The following is a 17,062-nucleotide window of genomic DNA, read 5'->3' on the forward strand; positions in this document are numbered from 1 at the left end:
ATAACCGACCACAAAAAAAGCAAAGCCCTGTAACAACAGGGCTTAGATCGAGCTTACGTTCAAGAGTAGCGATTTACTCTTTTGCGCCATGAACCTGGCTGACGCGGTGGAAAATATGGTTATCACAACGGTGGCAACGCTCTATCGGACGGGTATGAGTCACAACCACCATCTTGTCGCATTCAGTGCAGGAAAAAGTCCCCGCCGTAGCCAGTTCGCCTTCAATGTAGGTGCCCGGATCACTCTCCAGCTTCTGTTCCAGCTCCAGTTGATCAATCCTGGTTTTATCGGCAACCGACTGCAGAGCACGGGCCAGTGAAATCTCCAGAGCCGAAAGATCGATATTCAACCACTCGCCTAAACCCCGGCCGGTTGAGCTGACAAAGCGTCCCAGATCCTGCAGGTCGCGGTTTAACCAGGTGGTCAATAGAGCAACTTCATCCTTGGTCAGACGCTCTAAATCCTGCTCAAACTCAACCGCTTCACGGATCTCTTTCTGCAGAGTATCCAGCGTATTGTGCTCCGCCTCAGCAAGACGTTTTTCGATTCGGGTCAGAGCGCTGTCATAGTGACGGGCCAGCTTGTCATTGCTGTCCGGGCGGTTTTCATTCGGTTGATCTGACATAACGTCTCCTTGATCGGGTATCACTGTCGAAAGTTGCACTGAGTGCAGAATAAAGCGCACTCATCACCTTGTTATCCTTGAGTATTTACCATCCTGCAGCCGGTGTCACGGACCGAGGTCAGTAAAAATTAACTCTCACTGATCCACCAATAAACTCCCTGGGGATGGAGACAGCATTTTCCGGCCGTTTTATCTGCCTTTTCTACGCTTTTTCTCGTTGGAGCCCCTACCTGTCAGCCAGTCTGTAAGGTAGAATCGAGTGTTTAACACCAGCGTTACGCCTCAGGCCCCTGACGCCGCTGTCCTGTCATCTATAGACAGCAGATCTGGCCCAATTTGTTAACCCTTCCGGCCCCCCGGAACTGGCAAGGTAACCAAGCGATAATGGACGTTCAGTACACTCCCCACAAAATCGAACAGGAAGCTCAGGCTTTCTGGGAAAAGAATCAATGTTTCAAAGCTGTAGAAGACGCAAACCGCGAAAAATTCTACTGCCTTTCTATGTTCCCGTACCCAAGCGGCCGACTGCACATGGGTCACGTGCGTAACTACACCATTGGTGATGTACTGTCCCGTTATCAGCGACTGCGTGGCAAAAACGTGCTGCAGCCTATGGGCTGGGATGCGTTTGGTCTGCCAGCAGAAAACGCAGCGATCAAAAACAACGTAGCGCCAGCGAAATGGACCTACGAAAACATCGATTACATGCGTGACCAGCTGAAGCAACTGGGTTTTGCTTACGACTGGGATCGTGAAATCGCCACCTGCCATCCGGAATATTATCGCTGGGAACAGTGGTTCTTCACCCGCCTGTTCGAAAAAGGCCTGGTGTACAAGAAGACATCTGCTGTTAACTGGTGCCCGAACGATATGACCGTTCTGGCCAATGAGCAGGTTATCGATGGTTGCTGCTGGCGTTGTGACACTGAGGTTGAGCGTCGTGAAATTCCTCAGTGGTTCCTGAAGATTACTGATTACGCCGATCAGCTGCTGGACGATCTGGACAAGGTTGACTGGCCTGAGCAGGTTAAAACCATGCAGCGCAACTGGATCGGTAAATCCCGTGGTGTTGAACTGCGTTTCGGTCTGAAAGATCGCTCCGAAGAGCTGGAAGTATTCACGACCCGTCCGGACACTCTGATGGGCGTGACCTATGTGGCTGTTGCTGCTCAACACCCACTGTCTCTGGAAGCGGCTCAGAACAATGCGGAACTGGCGGCTTTTGTTGAAGAATGCAAACACACCAAGGTTGCTGAAGCCGATATGGCCACCATGGAGAAGAAGGGTATGCCAACCGGCTTTACCGCTCTTCACCCGCTGACCGGTCGTGAAGTACCTGTGATGGTCGCGAACTTCGTACTGATGGATTACGGTTCAGGTGCTGTTATGGCGGTTCCGGGTCACGATCAGCGTGACTGGGAATTTGCAACCAAATACGGCCTGCCGATTGAGCAGGTGATCGCCGCTGCTGAAGGCGACGAAGTGGATCTGAGCAAAGAAGCCTACACCGAAAAAGGTACCCTGGTTAACTCCGGTGAATTTGACGGTCTGGACTTTGAAGCCGCTTTTGACGCCATCGCTGCCAAGCTGGAAGGCGAAGGTAAAGGCAAGATCACCATCAACTATCGTCTGCGCGACTGGGGTGTATCCCGTCAGCGTTACTGGGGCGCGCCAATCCCTATGATCAGCTGTGACAGCTGTGGTGACGTTCCTGTACCGGAAGACCAGCTGCCGGTGGTACTGCCGGAAGATGTTGAATTTGACGGCGTAGGTTCTCCAATCAAGAAGATGCCGGAATTCTACGAAACCACCTGTCCTAAGTGTGGTGGCGCAGCAACCCGTGAAACCGATACCTTCGACACCTTTATGGAGTCGTCCTGGTACTACGCCCGTTACGCTTGCCGTAACCAGGGTGAAGCGATGCTGGATTCCGAGGCGGATTACTGGACGCCGGTAAACCACTACATCGGTGGTATCGAGCACGCCATTCTGCACCTGCTGTACAGCCGCTTCTATCACAAGCTGCTGCGTGACGAAGGTCTGGTTAACTCTGACGAGCCGTTCCAGCGTCTGCTGACTCAGGGCATGGTTCTGAAAGATGGCAGCAAGATGTCCAAGTCCAAGGGCAACACCGTTGACCCTCAGGAACTGATCCAGAAATACGGTGCCGATACCGTACGTCTGTTTATCATGTTCGCGGCACCACCAGAGCAATCTCTGGAATGGTCTGATTCCGGTGTGGAAGGTGCAAACCGCTTCCTGAAGCGTCTGTGGAAAATGGTACAGAGCCATGTTGAAGGCGGTGAAGTTGCAGCCCTGAACCCTGCTTCGCTGAACGACAAACAGAAAGAGCTGCGTCGTAAGACCCACGAAACCATCGCTAAGATCAGCGATGATATGGAACGCCGTCTGACCTTTAACACCGCTATTGCGGCTGTTATGGAACTGACTAACGCCATCACTAAAGTGAATGACGATAGTGCAGAGATGCGTGCCGTTCAGCACGAAGCGATTGAAGCTTGTGTACTCATGCTGTCACCTATGGTGCCACACATCGCCCATACTCTGTGGCAGATGCTGGGCCATGAAGATGCAGTTATCGATGCCAGCTGGCCGGTTGTGGATCAGGACGCCCTGACCCGTGATTCCATCCAGATGGTGGTTCAGGTTAACGGTAAAGTGCGTAGTAAGCTTGAAGTGGCTGCCGACGCACCAAAAGATGCAGTTGAAGAACTGGCAAAAGCCGATGAGAAAGTGGCTAAGTTCCTGGAAGGTGTCACCATCCGCAAAGTGATTGTGGTTCCGGGCAAACTGGTCAACATTGTGGCGAACTAATCTTTCACAGATTTAACTGCTATCCGAAAACAGGCACGGTGGAAACCGTGCCTGTTTTTGCAGGTCTACTGTTAAAGCTGATTTAAAAGTTCATTGGCTAATTCGCTCGCTGATGAATGCGTAATAACAACCCAAATCAAAGAATCGTACGTTAATGCCTGAAAACGGCCTTAACTTAGCAATCGGAAGTCAGATGAAGTTGCAAAAGACAAACACCTTGTCTAGTTTTAAGTGGTTAGGCGCAGTTTTACTGGCAGTTCTCGTCAGTGGCTGCGGCTTTCAGCTGCGAGGGACAGCCGGTTTTCCGGCTGAGCTCTCGCCACTTTACCTCTCTGAACAATCCTCTGTTTTTTATAACACTCTGGCGACGCAGCTGACTCAGGGCGACGTTGTACTCCTGAAAGGCAAAGATGGTGCCCGCTGGCACCTTTGGCTGAGTCAGGTACGCCACCAGAAGCAGCAAACCACCTTTACCTCAGGCTCAAGCAGCTACGACCTCTATGCCGAAGTCGATTTCCAACTGCTGAACGCAGAAGGCAAACCGGTTGCACCGCAAAGCACGCTCAAAGCCAGCCGCACCTATACCAGTAGTGACAGCCTTTACAGCGAAGCCAGCGATCTGGCATCACTTCGCTTTGAGATGGAGCGTGATCTGGCCAGCCGTGTTGCCCGTCAGTTAAGCCGCATCACACTTCCGGTGACCAAAGGGGTTACCGGCAGCCAGCAACCATGAAGGTTTTTGCCGATAAGCTGAATGATCAGCTTAAATCGGGTCTTAAGCCGATCTATCTGATTGCCGGCGATGAACCCCTTCAGATGCGCGAAGCCTCCGATGCAGTTCGCGCTGCCGTGCGTCAGGCCGGAGCTGAAGAACGGGAAGTCCATCATGTGGATAACAGCTTCAGCTGGTCTACGCTGCTGGAAGCCAATGCCAGCATGAGCCTCTTCTCCAGCCATAAACTGATTGAACTACATATTCCTAGCGGTAAACCCGGGCAGGAAGGTAGTCAGGCGCTGCAGGCTTATGCGCAGGAGATCTCGGATAATCGCGGCCAAAGCGATAATACCCTGATGATTATCTCCGGTAAGCTCGAAGGCTCATCCACCAACAGCAAATGGTTTAAAGCGCTGGATGCTGTCGGTGTTTTTGTTCCTGTCTGGCCGCTGGATCAGCAACGCCTGCCGGGCTGGATCACCCATCGATTAAGAGCAGCAGGTTTTCAGCCAACACCTGAAGCCGTCTCTCTCCTGGCACAGCGGGTTGAAGGTAACCTGTTAGCCTGTGATCAGGAGATCCAGAAACTGAGACTGGCGTATCCGGATCAGAGCCAACTGGATGATCAGGCGATTCTGGCCGCTGTACACGACAGTTCCCGCTATGATGTTTTCAATCTGACCGATGCCCTGCTGGCCGGAGATCCGGTTCGCACCAGCCGTATCCTGACAGGGCTACAGGGCGAAGGGCTGGAACCACCGATTATTCTTTGGGGCATCACCCGGGAGTTGCGCCAGCTGGTCAACCTGAAGCACAGAGTCGATCAGGGGCAATCCTTCGATCGAATCTGTCGGGATCTCAGAATCTGGGATAAACGAAAACCGGTCTATCAGAAAGCGATTAAAGCTCATAGCAGTAAACAGCTACATCAACTGATTCTGATGGCTGAGCAGGTGGATCAGAGGGTAAAAGGTATTGAGAAAGGGAAGAGCTGGCCAATGCTGAGTCAGTTGTGTCTGAAGTTCAGCGGATTGAATGTGCTCTGATCAGATCCCGAATCGCTGATGCAGGATCAAATACTGTAAAGCCGTAACCTGCAGGCCTGGATAAATCCTCTCAGGATCCGGCCTTATGGTATGCGGCTTTTTTTGTCAGCTTATAACTGACGGGAAGCGAAGTCAGACTCAGACAGCTTCCGGTGAGTTCTGCGTGCCCTTACCACCTTCACTTTTACGGGTCAGGTGCTTGAAGATACCGATCAGACTGATACCGATCCAGAACAGTTCGATGATTACGGAAGACAGGTTCCAGTTGAACAGCAGGGAGATCAGTAACAGAATCGCCCCGGTCAGATTCAACAGTGAGTATCGGATATCCCGGCTGGTAATACGCTCTGTCTGTAACAGATAGAATGCCAACACCACCAGAAAAACACCGATATTGCCTACCAGATCAAACCACGTATAGCTCATCACTTTTGCCTCTGCTCTTGCCGCTTTTTAATCCACAAACCGAAAACAACAGATCCATGAATCAAAAACAGCAGACCGAAAAAAAGCCTCCCTACGCTTATGCGTCAGGAGGCTTTTACATGTTATATCTGAGGCCCGTCGCGATTGCAAGCCAGCACAATTAATCAGTTGATGGTATCAATCAGCATCAACACCGGCCAGTGCTTCAGCAAGCTGCAGCGGCTCGATTTCAAGACCTTCAAGCTCGACATTCCAATTAGCACCAACCAACACGCCATCGTTATCCAGCTCCGGCAGCCATTCCTGCACAAAGTCTTCTATCTCTACTTTACTGATCTGATAGTCCGCCCACTCTTCAACGCAATGAGCCTCGGCATCTTCTTTGTCAGACCAGAAAGGGATAACGTCGGTATCCTCGAATTCCTGAGAATCAACCACAACCCAGCCATCTTCTGACTCAATACCCCAGAGCTCTCCATTGAAACGGATCTCCTCAATAAAGAGGGAGTAGTTGTCATCAAGGTTATCTGTCAGGCGTGTCATAATAGGATCACCAAAATCAAATCAGTTAGAAGCAATATGACCGTTTATCGTCAGCGTCGTGCTGAAAGGTTAATGTCTTTCAGCACTCTGAGACCGTAAACAATCACTGCTACATTCAGGGCTGCCAGATTATCACGGCCAACAGGAATTGCTATCTAAGATAGATCAATTTTTGCTAAAAACGAAAATTTCCCCATCATAAGAACTATTTTCCCGACACAACTTGACCCTACCGGCAGTAAACCGCAAGATGGCGCGCTCCTGACCTCCGGTCGGTACATCCGAACACGTTATCGATTTCTGAAGCACTTTATCAAACGAAGCATCTGACCATGGCAAAATTCACCTCCTCAGCACACCTTATCTGTCCACTGGATCAGCAATCACTGACGCTGGAAGAACGAACTCTTAAATGCCCGTCAGGCCACAGCTTTGATATCGCTAAACAGGGTTATGTAAACCTGCTGCCGGTGCAGAAAAAGAAGTCAAAAGACCCCGGTGACAGCAAAGAGATGATTCAGGCCCGTCAGCGATTCTTGCAGGCAGGGCTGTATCAGCCGATCTCAGATCGGTTGAATCAACTGGTTAGCCAACAGCTGACTCTGTCTGATAATGAGCCTGTGACTATTTTGGATGCCGGTTGCGGTGAAGGTTACTACCTGAGCCGCTTAGCGACGGAAAATAATCTGACAGAACAGGAACAGATTGAATTGCTGGGTGTGGATATCTCCAAATGGGGTGTACAGGCAGCGACCAGATATCAGCTGCCAATCACCTGGATCGTTGGCACCAATGCCCAGCTACCGGTTGAACCCGCTTCCGTGGATCTGATTATCTGCATGTTTGGCTTCTGGCAGCCAGAGTGGTTTGCCAAGGTGCTGAAACCCGGCGGTAAGGTGATTCTGGCGGAGCCTGGTGTTGACCACCTGATAGAGCTCCGCGAAATCATCTATAAGGAGGTGCACCGCAAAGACGTACCGGAACTTAAAGGTATCGAGGAAGTCGGCTTCACTCTGATCGATCAGCAACAGCTTGAGTTCCGACCTGCCACACTTAATAAAGAACAGGTTCAGGATCTTCTGGTAATGACCCCCCATCTCTATCGCGCTAACTACGAAGGTAAGCAAAGCGCCCAGCAGCTGGAACAGCTGAATCTGACCGCTCAGGTTGTCTTTCGGATTCTGGAATTTAAGGCTTAGGCGGGCACCAACCAGTAACGCAAACCCGTCGCTCTGAGAAAATCTTCTGCCTTATCCCCCTGGAGCAAAGCCAGAGTGGCAATTAACCCACTCTGAACACAGCTTGGGGCTGCTACGGTAATGGAGCGCGGGGCATCCTGAATCGGCCATCCGGTTTTAGGGTTCAGCACATGACTGTAACGTACGCCATCTTTCAGCAGAAAACGCCGACTATCCCCGGAGGTAGCCAGCCCGCCTCCGGAAAGGCTTAACAAGGCCAGAGAGCTTTGCTCGCTATCAGGTCGCTCGATCGCTACCTTCCAGCTTTCTCCGTTTTGCCTCAGGCCACTACAGGCCATATCTCCGCCCAGATTAACCAACACAGAGAGCGGTGTTCCATCAGCCTGCGCCTCTGCCAGCATAAGTCCCAGAGCGCGATCGACGGCATACTCTTTACCGATTCCGCCAAAATCCAGCTCCATGCCCTCAGGCAGAAGTAACTCAGCCTTGTTACCGACGGTCCGATAATCCAGTTTTGACCAGCCGATATCCGCCAGTAATGCTTTAACGGCTGTAGCCTCCGGTAGCTGATCACCACCATTAAAAGACCAAACCTTTCTCAGCACACCTGAAGTCAGATCAAAAAGGCCATCAGAAATCTGCCACCCCTGATCAGCAAACTCCAGCAAACGGTACGTTTCTTCATCAATCTCCTGCCAGTGACCGGAGTGCTGATGAATTCGGCTAAAGGTATTTTCCTGCAGGTAGCGACTGTATTTCTGTTCAATCCGCCAAACTTCACGTATCGCAATATCCGCCAGATGCTTAACCATCCCGACACGGTCTTCAGGCAGATCGATCAGAAGCTCACAATCACTGGCCATCGACTGAAATGAGACCTGAAAAAATCCCTGCTGAAATGTCAGTTCCGGTTGGGGATGTGACTCATGATGAAGAGGAAGTTGCTGAATGTTTTTGGTCATTCCATTACCTGCTTTTATAACTTTACAGCAGCAAGATAACCGATTGAGAAATGAAAGGCATTGAGCCAGAGAGGCTGAAAACTAAAAAACTCCCCGCAAGCAGGGAGTTTCTCGTCCAATTCAATCGGATCAGAAACGATAACCAACAGTCACCATGGTGGCTGTTGTATCAGGATAAAGTTCCTGATCTTTCAGTTTACCGAATCCACTATCACCGGAACTGGCCTGCTGATAGAAGGATACACGCGTATACAGTTCAGAATCCTGGCTCAGGCGATATCCATAACGGAAACCAAGGGTATAGGTATCGAGATCCCCCAAACGATAATCCGCACTGACTTCATCTAACGCCTGATAGTCACTGGAGGTTACATAACGCTGATAGAAGTCAGCGGCACTTTGGGTATACAAGCGCAATTGCGGTTCAATATAGTGCTTGCCCAGATCCCAGCGATATTTCAGATCAACCGTATGGGAGTTAACTCCCCAATCATCGAACATAAAGCGATAGCTCAGGTCGACAATATCACCGTTGTCCAGCTGACGTTTGCCCTGCCAGAAAAGCGCATGCTTCAGACGCGAGTCAGGACGCTTTTCATAAAGGTAGAGGTTCGAGCCATCCTTAACAAAATTTCCGCCGTAATTTGCACCAGCATTGTCATCGATTACTGAAACAATTTTATAGGGATCATTAAGATAGCCGGAGCTGGAGCTGAGCGAATAATTAAACTGCATCAGAGTCTTACGATCGATGACCTGAGTAACGCCAAGTACGACATCAACAATTTGCTTATTATCGGATGAACCATCACGACTGTTGCTCAGATCAGTACTGAAAGTACTGCTACCGGGTACAGGAGCACGGCTCAGACCAACAGGTAAACCACCTTCCGGATTCAGACTATCCGCCGACAGATTAAGCCCAAAGGTCAACGTCGTATTCTTCTGATTCAGGTAACGTGAAAGGGTACCGTTAGCCCCCAAGGACTGGTAATCATGTTCAGAAGACAGATATCCACCAGCACTGTATGCCCAGTCCCTGCCAAGAGGAGCTGACCAGGTTGCAGAGAAAGCTCCGCGAGAATCGCGGAAAGTATCATCCAGAGGCTGATCACCGGCAGAGGTGGTATAACTTCCTTTACCTGAGGGTCTTGCAAATGTCTGCGCCTGATCAGACGGGGTTGCTCCATTTGGAGATGCGCCCGTCAGAGTATCAAAAGCCAGTTTAAGGTTTAGCTTGGTTTCGCTGTCAAAGTTACGGGTAGCATTTACCACAGGCTCAAAAGCGCTGACACGACTATCGCCTTCTGCATAAATTAAAGCTGCCGTATCAAAATCCCAGTTATCCAACTCTGCAGCCCGAGACTGAGTTGGCAGACCTGCCAATAATGCACAGCCTGCAGAAGCTAACATCGCCTTTAGTGCCCGATCATTTTGGGCGATTTTCTTGTGTTTAGTTACAGCCACAACCGCCACCTCCAAATCCGCGTCCGCCACTGGTCGCTTCTTTACTGAAATAGATATGATCATCCAGTCCTGCTTCAACAGGATCGGCAATCAACTGCATCTCTTCTTTCGCAAGAACATCGCGCTCCCAGGGTTTCACCCCAAGATCAGAACAACCGGTGAGCACTAAGCTGCTTACGATGGCTGATAAAAAAATCACTTTTGTCATCGTCTTGTGCCTCACTCAGCCAACAGTGCTTTGATGGTGTCTTCGTAGTCTTTGACCCGATCACTATGAAAACCAATGTGCTGCGCCCGGATTTTGCCATTCCGGTCAATCAGATAGCTTGATGGCATCCCCATCACACCGTATTCCCCTGGCAATTGAGCATCCGTATCAAGCAGGACCGTGAATTGAGCAGGTACTTCCTGAAGAAATTCAGCAGCAAGGTCAGCTTCCTGATCCAGATTGATCGCAACAACCTCAAGACCGTCCGACTTATACTGGTTCTGCAGTTGATTCATCCAAGGGAATGACTGACGACATGGGCCGCACCAGGAAGCCCAGAAATCCACCAAAACAACCTTGCCTTTAAAATCCGCTAGAGAGGCAAGCCCACCTTTTACATTTGGCAGGCTTACCTGAGTCATTGGAGCCAATTGCGCCTGTTGAGCGGGCTTAAGCTCAGAGGCAGCAGCCTGAGCACTTAATACGGTTAACGCAATACCTGCCGCTACGAGCTGTTTTTTAAATGAAAACGACATGTTCGTACTCCCTGATTTTGCGATTGAGCATTGATTGCTGAGCATCTTCTCTCAGAAAACTTAAGACTTTCTTAAGTATGCTCACCGGTTACTTAAGCAAACCTTAAGTTTCCTATCCGAAGATAGCCTCAACATCTCAAGGGATTAACGAGGGCAAACTCATGTCTCAAAATAAATTCACCAGCTTTCGGGCCGGACTAAAGCATCTGGCAGCTTTAGTTGTGATCGCACTCACGACCAGTCTTAGTCTTAATGCTTTAGCTGCCTCTTCAGCACAGGAGGAAGAATTCCTTCCGCCGGAACAGGCCTTTCGATTTGGGTATGAACAGTTAAGTGACGGAACGGTAAAATTACATTGGGATATCGCTGATGGTTATTACCTATACCAGAAACGGTTAAAACTGACCGATGAAAACAAACAGCCACTAACTGATGTTGCCTTTCTGACTCAGGCTGAAGAAAAAGATGACCCGAATTTCGGATTAGTTCAGGTATTCCATCATCAGCTTGATGTTGAGGCTTTGCCCGCCAGCAAAATGCTGACAGTCAGCTATCAGGGCTGCTCTGAAAATGGTCTCTGTTATCCCCCCCAGAGAAAAAAACTGGATGTTGAGCCTGTTTCTGGAGTGAAAACAGCCCCTGCATTGCCTGCCGAAGGTCAGCTGCTTCCCGCAAATAGTCAGGAACTCGCGGTTGAAGAAGATGCAGGTGCCATTGCCGCTATGCTGGCTAATGCGGAAGGTTACTGGGTTGTACTAACCTTTTTTGTCCTTGGTTTAGGCCTGACCTTTACTCCCTGTGTACTACCTATGATCCCAATTCTGGCGGGTATCATTGCCGGACAAGGGGAAAACATCACCATGCGTCGCGGTATAGGGCTATCCACAGCGTATGTTCTGGGTATGTCACTGACTTATACTCTGGCTGGTGTTTTGGTTGGTTATTTCGGTGCCAAAATGAATCTTCAGGCATCACTGCAGAGTCCGACAGCCCTGATCATCTTCTCTGCGCTTTTCATCGCGCTGGCGATGGCCATGTTCGGCTTTTATGAGTTACAGCTACCGTCATTCCTTCGCGACCGCTTAGACCGTATGGGGCAAAACAGCAGTGGTGGTAAATATGCCGGCGTAGCACTCATGGGACTGATATCTGCGCTTGTCGTATCGCCATGCGTATCCGCCCCTCTTGCTGGAGCTCTTGTTTATATCAGTACCACAGGCGATGCCCTATTAGGTGGGGCCTCTCTTTTCGCATTAAGCCTCGGTATGGGTATGCCTTTAATTCTGGTTGGAGCCGGTGGTGGAAAATGGCTGCCCAGAGCAGGCGGATGGATGCTGGAGGTAAAGGCCTTCTTTGGTGTGTTACTTCTGGGTGTAGCCATCAGTTTGTTGGGCAGACTATTGCCCGGTAATGTCAGTATTCTCCTGTGGGCCTTGCTGGCAATTGTATATGCTGCGCATCTGGGCAACTTCGGCCAATCCGAATCCCTTAACAGTTGGGGCAAAACCCGACGGGGGCTATCCATTGCTCTCATGGTTTACGGTATCAGCTTGCTACTGGCGGGTCTTGCCGGACAAGATGACCCATTAAAACCACTTGCCTTTGTCTCTGCCCCTGCTCAATCAACCAGCGTTGCACAAAAACCTCTGTTCGTCCGCTATGATTCAATTTCCGCCATGGAAGCAGCAATGCGTGACGCGAGTGCAGCAGGACATCCTGTCGTTGTCGACCTGTACGCTGACTGGTGTGCCAGCTGCAAAGTCATGGAACGGGAAGTCTTCAGCAGAAATGACGTTCGAGCATTGGGAGAAAAAGTGACCTTTATTCAACTGAATATGACAGACAATACCCCGGAACAAAGTGCTTTTCTCCAGAGTCATGGACTATTTGGACCACCGAGCTTACTGTTCTATAAAGCGGATGGAAGTGAGCTGACCGCAGCAAGAGTTCAGGGTGAACTTGGTCCACAGCAGTTCATCGGACAGGTTAGTAAGCTTCTCTAAGCAAATACGATTTAAGGAAAGACTATGCGTGTTCTTCTGGTAGAAGATGATTCGGGTTTGGGCTCAGGTTTACAACAAGCTCTCAAACCTGAGGGGTATACGATCGATTGGCTGACAGACGGCGTACAAGCACTACAAGCTCTTGAAACAGATCCGTTCGACCTGGTAATCCTCGATCTTGGTCTCCCCAGACTGGATGGTATATCTGTTTTAAGACAAGTAAGAGCACAGGGGATGAACACTCCTGTTCTTATTCTAACCGCCAGAGATGCCGTTCAGGATCGAATCGATGGACTTGATAGTGGTGCGGATGATTATCTGATAAAGCCTTTTGATATGACCGAACTGAAAGCCCGAATTCGGGCTTTACTTCGCAGAAGTTCCGGCAGAGCACAACCAACAATTCAGTTACGTGGCATTGAGATTGATCCATCAAGCCAACAAGTTCTTTTTGAGGGTAAAGCTGTGATTCTGACCCGCCGAGAGTACACACTCCTCTATGAAATGATGAGTCAGCCCGGGCACGTATTTACCCGGGATAAGCTACAACAGATGCTATATGGCTGGGATGAAGACGTAGAAAGTAATGCGATGGAAGTTCATATCCATCATTTACGCAAGAAGCTATTCCCCAAGCTTATCCGAACTCTTAGAGGTATTGGGTACGTTATTGACAAGGAAGGTAACTGACTTTGCTTAATCACCCTCTGAAGTCGATTCGAAAACGCATTCTGTTCCTCGTGCTTTTTTTGCTGGTAATTATGAGTAGCCTTATAGGTCTCGTGAGTTTTAAAGACGCCAGCCATGAAATTGAAGAAATATTTGATGCCCGCCTGGCGCAAAGCGCGAGAATTCTTCAGGCCTTAGTTCTTGGAATTCACCAGACAGAACTGACAAGAACTGAAGAAAACAAATTACAGAAAGCTTTTGAGGATGCACTTTTACTGGAAGCTGGCAGCGGTGGCAGCCACAAATATGAAAGTAAGATCGCTTATCAGGTTTGGCATGGTGAGCAGCTTCTGATGCAATCCTCTAATAGTCCCTCAACATCCTTTGTAGAACTTAAACCAGGCTTTGGGAGTACTTTCTTCAAAGGCTATCTTTGGCAGACGTTTACTCTAAAGACTCATTCATCGGATTATCCATTTACTGTAACTGTCGCCGAAAGAGAAGATGTACGTGGTGAGCTCGTCGATAAAGTTGTTCTTCAAACACTAATACCAGAGTTAATCGGCATCCCTATCTTAGGCATCATGATTTGGCTGGCAATTGGATGGGGGCTTAGCCCGCTGCGAGATTTAACAAGTCAGCTAAGAGGAAAAGCACCTAACAACCTCGATCCGGTTATCCTGAAGAATCCACCAACGGAACTCCAACCAATCCAAAAAGCGCTGAATCATTTTCTGGCTGAAACGCAAACAATGATCGCCCGAGAACAAAGATTTATCGCTGATGCAGCCCACGAACTTAGAACACCGCTAGCGGTTCTTAAAATTCATACCGACAACGCTCTAAACTCCAGCTCTGAAGAAGAAATAAAGAAGTCTTTGAAGGAGCTGGACTCTGGGGTCAACCGTGCAACCCGAATTGTTTCTCAATTACTGACCATGGCAAGACTGGAGTCCGATAGCAGTCCATCGCCAAAAAACAAGCTAAACCTATTAGAAAGTAGCCGCAATTGCTTAGCTGAGTTAATGCCTTTAGCTTGGAGCAAAACTATTGAACTTAGTCTAGAAGCCAATGAAAGTCAGGACTGGCAAACAAACATGGAAGATGGAGCCCTAGAGATCATCCTACAGAATCTCATTAGCAACGCCGTAAAATTTTCATCAGAACAAGGCTCCATCGAAGTTCAACTGCAACAAGATGACAATACTTTTTCGATCTGCGTTGCAGATGAAGGTAAGGGTATTCAACCAGAAAGCATTGAGAGGCTAACTGAACGCTTCTACCGTGATGGAATTGAAGCAGGTGCAGGTCTTGGACTATCAATCGTTAACCGAATTGCAGAGCGCCACTCCGGGTCTATTAGTTTCGAGAAAAACTCATCCAGAGGACTGACAGTTAAGTTGGTTTTTCCGAGAGTATATAAACAGCATCTATAGCATTAGGCGGCAACTTCCTGCCTATTCGCCACACCTGAACTACACTTTTTATTGATTGGTAGTAGTCATAATCTTCAACTATGACTCAAACTTCTTGTTTATTAATCAGTTAGCGTAACGGGATAACGCCGAAGAAAATCTGAAACAATTTGGCATCTCTTTTGCTTTGTAACAATACGAAACTATTTGTCAGCAAAGTAATCAATAACAAGAGAAGATTGCCGGAGAACGTTGTCATGATAGGTCAGGTTATCAGTCAAACCTTAGGCTTATCCCTGTTGAACTCAGGGGTAAGCCAGAAAGCCCCTCAAATAGAAGCAGTTAATTCCGAAGAACAGGGTCAAACACACAACCAAGCTTTTTCTACAGAGAGAGCGGAAGTTGTGATATCTGACACGGGCAAAGAATTGAGTCTAAATTTAGACTCTGACGAGCCTAACTGGAAACAAGTCCAGGCCATGGCCAGCCAGCTTTCTTCGAATATGGATATTGCATTTCTCAAGGCAGGTATTGATACCACAATGCCAATCCGTATCAATATCCATCCCTACACAGGAATTCCCTTCGTTGGAGAACACCCAGACAAGGGTAGGATTCAGCGACTACTGGATGACACTCCTGATATTCTTCAGCAAATTAAAAATGTGAATTCTGTCGCTAGCGTCAGCTACCAGATATCTCAGTCAAATCATGGTGTCAGCAGCAGTGCGACGCCCATGTCATCCTATGGAGCACAAAAAACCACACTAGAGGCTTCTATGGGCTCCAGCACCAGACTCCAATCTGCTATAGAACAATACGAGCAAACCACTCAAACAACGCGTATATCGATGGAATATAAACAGGACTTAGGGATTACGTTGGACGTTATCAGTAACGCAAAGGCTAAACGCTAACTGTAATAACACCCCATTTTGTAGTGACTGAGTATGCTTTATGGATCATCGGCTAAATCTTAAGCACTTACATTACTTTTGGCTGATAGCCAAAACAGGCTCGATTACTAAAGCAAGTGAACAGCTTGGACTAACCCCTCAAACATTAAGCAGCCAACTCGCCACTTTTGAACAAGACGTAGGAATTTTGTTTACAAGGAAAGGCAAAAGGCTAGAGCTCACAGCTCGCGGTAAGGAGATTAAAGAGTCCGCAGACGACATTTTTATACTTGTGGAAGAACTCAATCATAAGATCAAGGAATCGAGAAGTGGACACACTTTAACACTGACTGCTGGCATGTCCGCATCCATACATAAGTTAACGGCCTACCAACTGCTTGAACCAGCTATGCAACTACCAGCCAGGATCCGTTTAAAGTGCTTAACAGGTCACCCCCATGATCTTTTAAGGGCATTACAACAGAAAAAAATAGATATTCTGTTCACAGATCAAAAACCAGCCGAGCTGGAGAATAAACAGCTCTTCTGTCACCTTTTATTCGCTACAACCCTTTCTCTTTATGCCGCTGAATCACTCGATATCACAGACCTAAGAGAAAATTTTCCAAAAGGGCTCAGCGATAAACCATTTCTTGTAAATGACTTGGACGCCCCCTATTTTTCTGAATTACACACATGGCTAAAACATCATGGTGTGAAGCTTCAACCGCAACTAGAGGTCAATGATAGCGCCCTGATTAAAGTATTTGGTCATCATGGCTACGGTATTTTTGCTGCTCCAAGCAACATTTCACATGAGGTTTGCAGGCAATATGACGTTGTAGAGCTCGGGGCAATAGAATCTATTCAGCTGCCCCATTACATGATTACGCGAACTCCCACCCCTCTTCAAACAGCAGCAAAAGAGATCTTCGAGTACTTCATCTCAAGCTAGCAACTTGTTCTCATCGAAAAAAATTGAAACCGAGAAAGAAAAATTCTGATTTTTTCTTAATCGATATTCGATAAAGATAAAGATAAAGATAAAGATAAAGATAAAACCATAGCAACGAGGAGGTAATGATCATGAAGACTGTTCTGAAGTACCAAATCGACGAAAAAGAGACAACGACACTAAACTTAAGAGAAGGCTCTGAGCTTGTCCGCTTTGAATATGTACAGGCTGATAAGGCACTATTTGCATGGTTTGAGGAGCCTTTAAGAGCAGACATCCCTACCACTGAAGTAGAGTTTAAAGTGATACGCACCGGCCACCCTATCCAGGACGAATATATCTATCTTAGTACCGCACTGGATGTTATTGGTCCGGAAGCGTTTCATCTCTATCAAAGCCAGCAACAGAGCACTGGTGACAAGAGTTTCGGTGGTCGTCAAAACAAAGATCGAATCGATCGCATGAAGCTAAGCGAGGCCGCTTAAACTTAAGCACTGGACTCAAAACCTAAATTTCATGCATAAAAAAACCCCGTCTCGTAAGAGACGGGGTTTTCGTATTA

At 48.3% G+C, this 17,062-nt stretch carries 17 protein-coding genes; 10 read left to right on the forward strand and 7 right to left on the reverse strand.

The window, feature by feature from the left end:
• Positions 1-73: 73 nt before the first annotated feature.
• Positions 74-625, reverse strand: coding sequence for a zinc ribbon-containing protein (locus BV405_RS14190; protein WP_086481550.1), 552 nt, complete (start codon positions 623-625; stop codon positions 74-76).
• Positions 626-1,009: 384 nt separating this feature from the next.
• On the opposite strand from BV405_RS14190, the gene leuS reads away from it, so the two are divergent.
• From leuS to holA, 3 genes are all read left to right on the forward strand, one after another.
• Positions 1,010-3,460 carry a leucine--tRNA ligase gene (gene leuS, locus BV405_RS14195; RefSeq protein ID WP_086481551.1) on the forward strand — a complete coding sequence of 817 codons (2,451 nt, stop codon included), beginning with the start codon at positions 1,010-1,012 and terminating at the stop codon, positions 3,458-3,460.
• Positions 3,461-3,677: 217 nt separating this feature from the next.
• Positions 3,678-4,193 carry an LPS-assembly lipoprotein LptE gene (locus BV405_RS14200; RefSeq protein ID WP_176330172.1) on the forward strand — a complete coding sequence of 172 codons (516 nt, stop codon included), beginning with the start codon at positions 3,678-3,680 and terminating at the stop codon, positions 4,191-4,193.
• Positions 4,190-5,221 carry a DNA polymerase III subunit delta gene (gene holA / locus BV405_RS14205; RefSeq protein ID WP_086481553.1) on the forward strand — a complete coding sequence of 344 codons (1,032 nt, stop codon included), beginning with the start codon at positions 4,190-4,192 and terminating at the stop codon, positions 5,219-5,221. The genes BV405_RS14200 and holA overlap by 4 nt, the downstream gene beginning before the upstream one ends.
• A 138-nt stretch (positions 5,222-5,359) precedes the next feature.
• Here holA and BV405_RS14210 read toward each other — a convergent pair whose 3' ends face one another.
• Together BV405_RS14210 and BV405_RS14215 are read right to left on the reverse strand one after the other, a co-directional pair.
• Entirely contained in the window at positions 5,360-5,647 is a 288-nt protein-coding gene (locus BV405_RS14210) for a CBU_0592 family membrane protein (protein WP_086481554.1), read from the reverse strand.
• Positions 5,648-5,824: 177 nt separating this feature from the next.
• Positions 5,825-6,190: a DUF2750 domain-containing protein gene (locus BV405_RS14215; protein ID WP_086481555.1), complete on the reverse strand. Its 366-nt coding sequence runs from the start codon at positions 6,188-6,190 to the stop codon at positions 5,825-5,827.
• Between the two features lie 332 nt (positions 6,191-6,522).
• Here BV405_RS14215 and BV405_RS14220 point away from each other — a divergent pair, with 332 nt between their 5' ends.
• Positions 6,523-7,389, forward strand: coding sequence for a putative RNA methyltransferase (locus BV405_RS14220; protein WP_086481556.1), 867 nt, complete (start codon positions 6,523-6,525; stop codon positions 7,387-7,389).
• On the opposite strand, the gene BV405_RS14225 is transcribed toward BV405_RS14220, so the two are convergent.
• The 4 genes from BV405_RS14225 to BV405_RS14240 all read right to left on the reverse strand — a co-directional run bounded on the left by BV405_RS14225 (position 7,386) and on the right by BV405_RS14240 (position 10,562).
• Positions 7,386-8,351 (reverse strand): FAD:protein FMN transferase, encoded by a 966-nt coding sequence (locus tag BV405_RS14225; RefSeq protein ID WP_217895670.1) that lies wholly within the window; start codon positions 8,349-8,351, stop codon positions 7,386-7,388. The genes BV405_RS14220 and BV405_RS14225 overlap by 4 nt on opposite strands.
• 129 nt (positions 8,352-8,480) lie before the next feature.
• Positions 8,481-9,818, reverse strand: coding sequence for a DUF3570 domain-containing protein (locus tag BV405_RS14230; RefSeq protein WP_245832341.1), 1,338 nt, complete (start codon positions 9,816-9,818; stop codon positions 8,481-8,483).
• A complete protein-coding gene (locus BV405_RS14235; RefSeq protein WP_086481558.1) occupies positions 9,805-10,026 on the reverse strand; it encodes a DUF4266 domain-containing protein in 222 nt (73 codons plus the stop codon). The genes BV405_RS14230 and BV405_RS14235 overlap by 14 nt, the downstream gene beginning before the upstream one ends.
• Before the next feature lie 11 nt (positions 10,027-10,037).
• Complete coding sequence (locus BV405_RS14240; RefSeq protein WP_086481559.1) at positions 10,038-10,562, reverse strand: TlpA family protein disulfide reductase; 525 nt, start codon at positions 10,560-10,562, stop codon at positions 10,038-10,040.
• A 161-nt stretch (positions 10,563-10,723) separates the two neighbouring features.
• Here BV405_RS14240 and dsbD point away from each other — a divergent pair, with 161 nt between their 5' ends.
• From dsbD to BV405_RS14270, 6 genes are all read left to right on the forward strand, one after another.
• Positions 10,724-12,565: a protein-disulfide reductase DsbD gene (dsbD, locus tag BV405_RS14245; protein ID WP_086481560.1), complete on the forward strand. Its 1,842-nt coding sequence runs from the start codon at positions 10,724-10,726 to the stop codon at positions 12,563-12,565.
• Positions 12,566-12,589: 24 nt separating this feature from the next.
• Complete coding sequence (locus BV405_RS14250; RefSeq protein ID WP_086481561.1) at positions 12,590-13,255, forward strand: response regulator; 666 nt, start codon at positions 12,590-12,592, stop codon at positions 13,253-13,255.
• 2 nt (positions 13,256-13,257) lie between these two features.
• Positions 13,258-14,670 (forward strand): ATP-binding protein, encoded by a 1,413-nt coding sequence (locus BV405_RS14255; protein WP_086481562.1) that lies wholly within the window; start codon positions 13,258-13,260, stop codon positions 14,668-14,670.
• A gap of 236 nt (positions 14,671-14,906) precedes the next feature.
• Positions 14,907-15,566: a hypothetical protein gene (locus tag BV405_RS14260; protein ID WP_086481563.1), complete on the forward strand. Its 660-nt coding sequence runs from the start codon at positions 14,907-14,909 to the stop codon at positions 15,564-15,566.
• Between the two features lie 40 nt (positions 15,567-15,606).
• Entirely contained in the window at positions 15,607-16,500 is an 894-nt protein-coding gene (locus BV405_RS14265) for a LysR family transcriptional regulator (RefSeq protein ID WP_086481564.1), read from the forward strand.
• Between the two features lie 131 nt (positions 16,501-16,631).
• The gene (locus BV405_RS14270; protein WP_140054623.1) at positions 16,632-16,985 is read left to right on the forward strand and encodes a DUF7352 domain-containing protein; all 354 of its coding nucleotides are present in this window, start codon (positions 16,632-16,634) and stop codon (positions 16,983-16,985) included.
• The last annotated feature ends 77 nt before the right edge of the window (positions 16,986-17,062 follow it).

Origin of the sequence: Oceanospirillum sanctuarii (assembly GCF_002150805.1) — a bacterium.
GTDB lineage: Bacteria > Pseudomonadota > Gammaproteobacteria > Pseudomonadales > Halomonadaceae > Oceanospirillum > Oceanospirillum sanctuarii.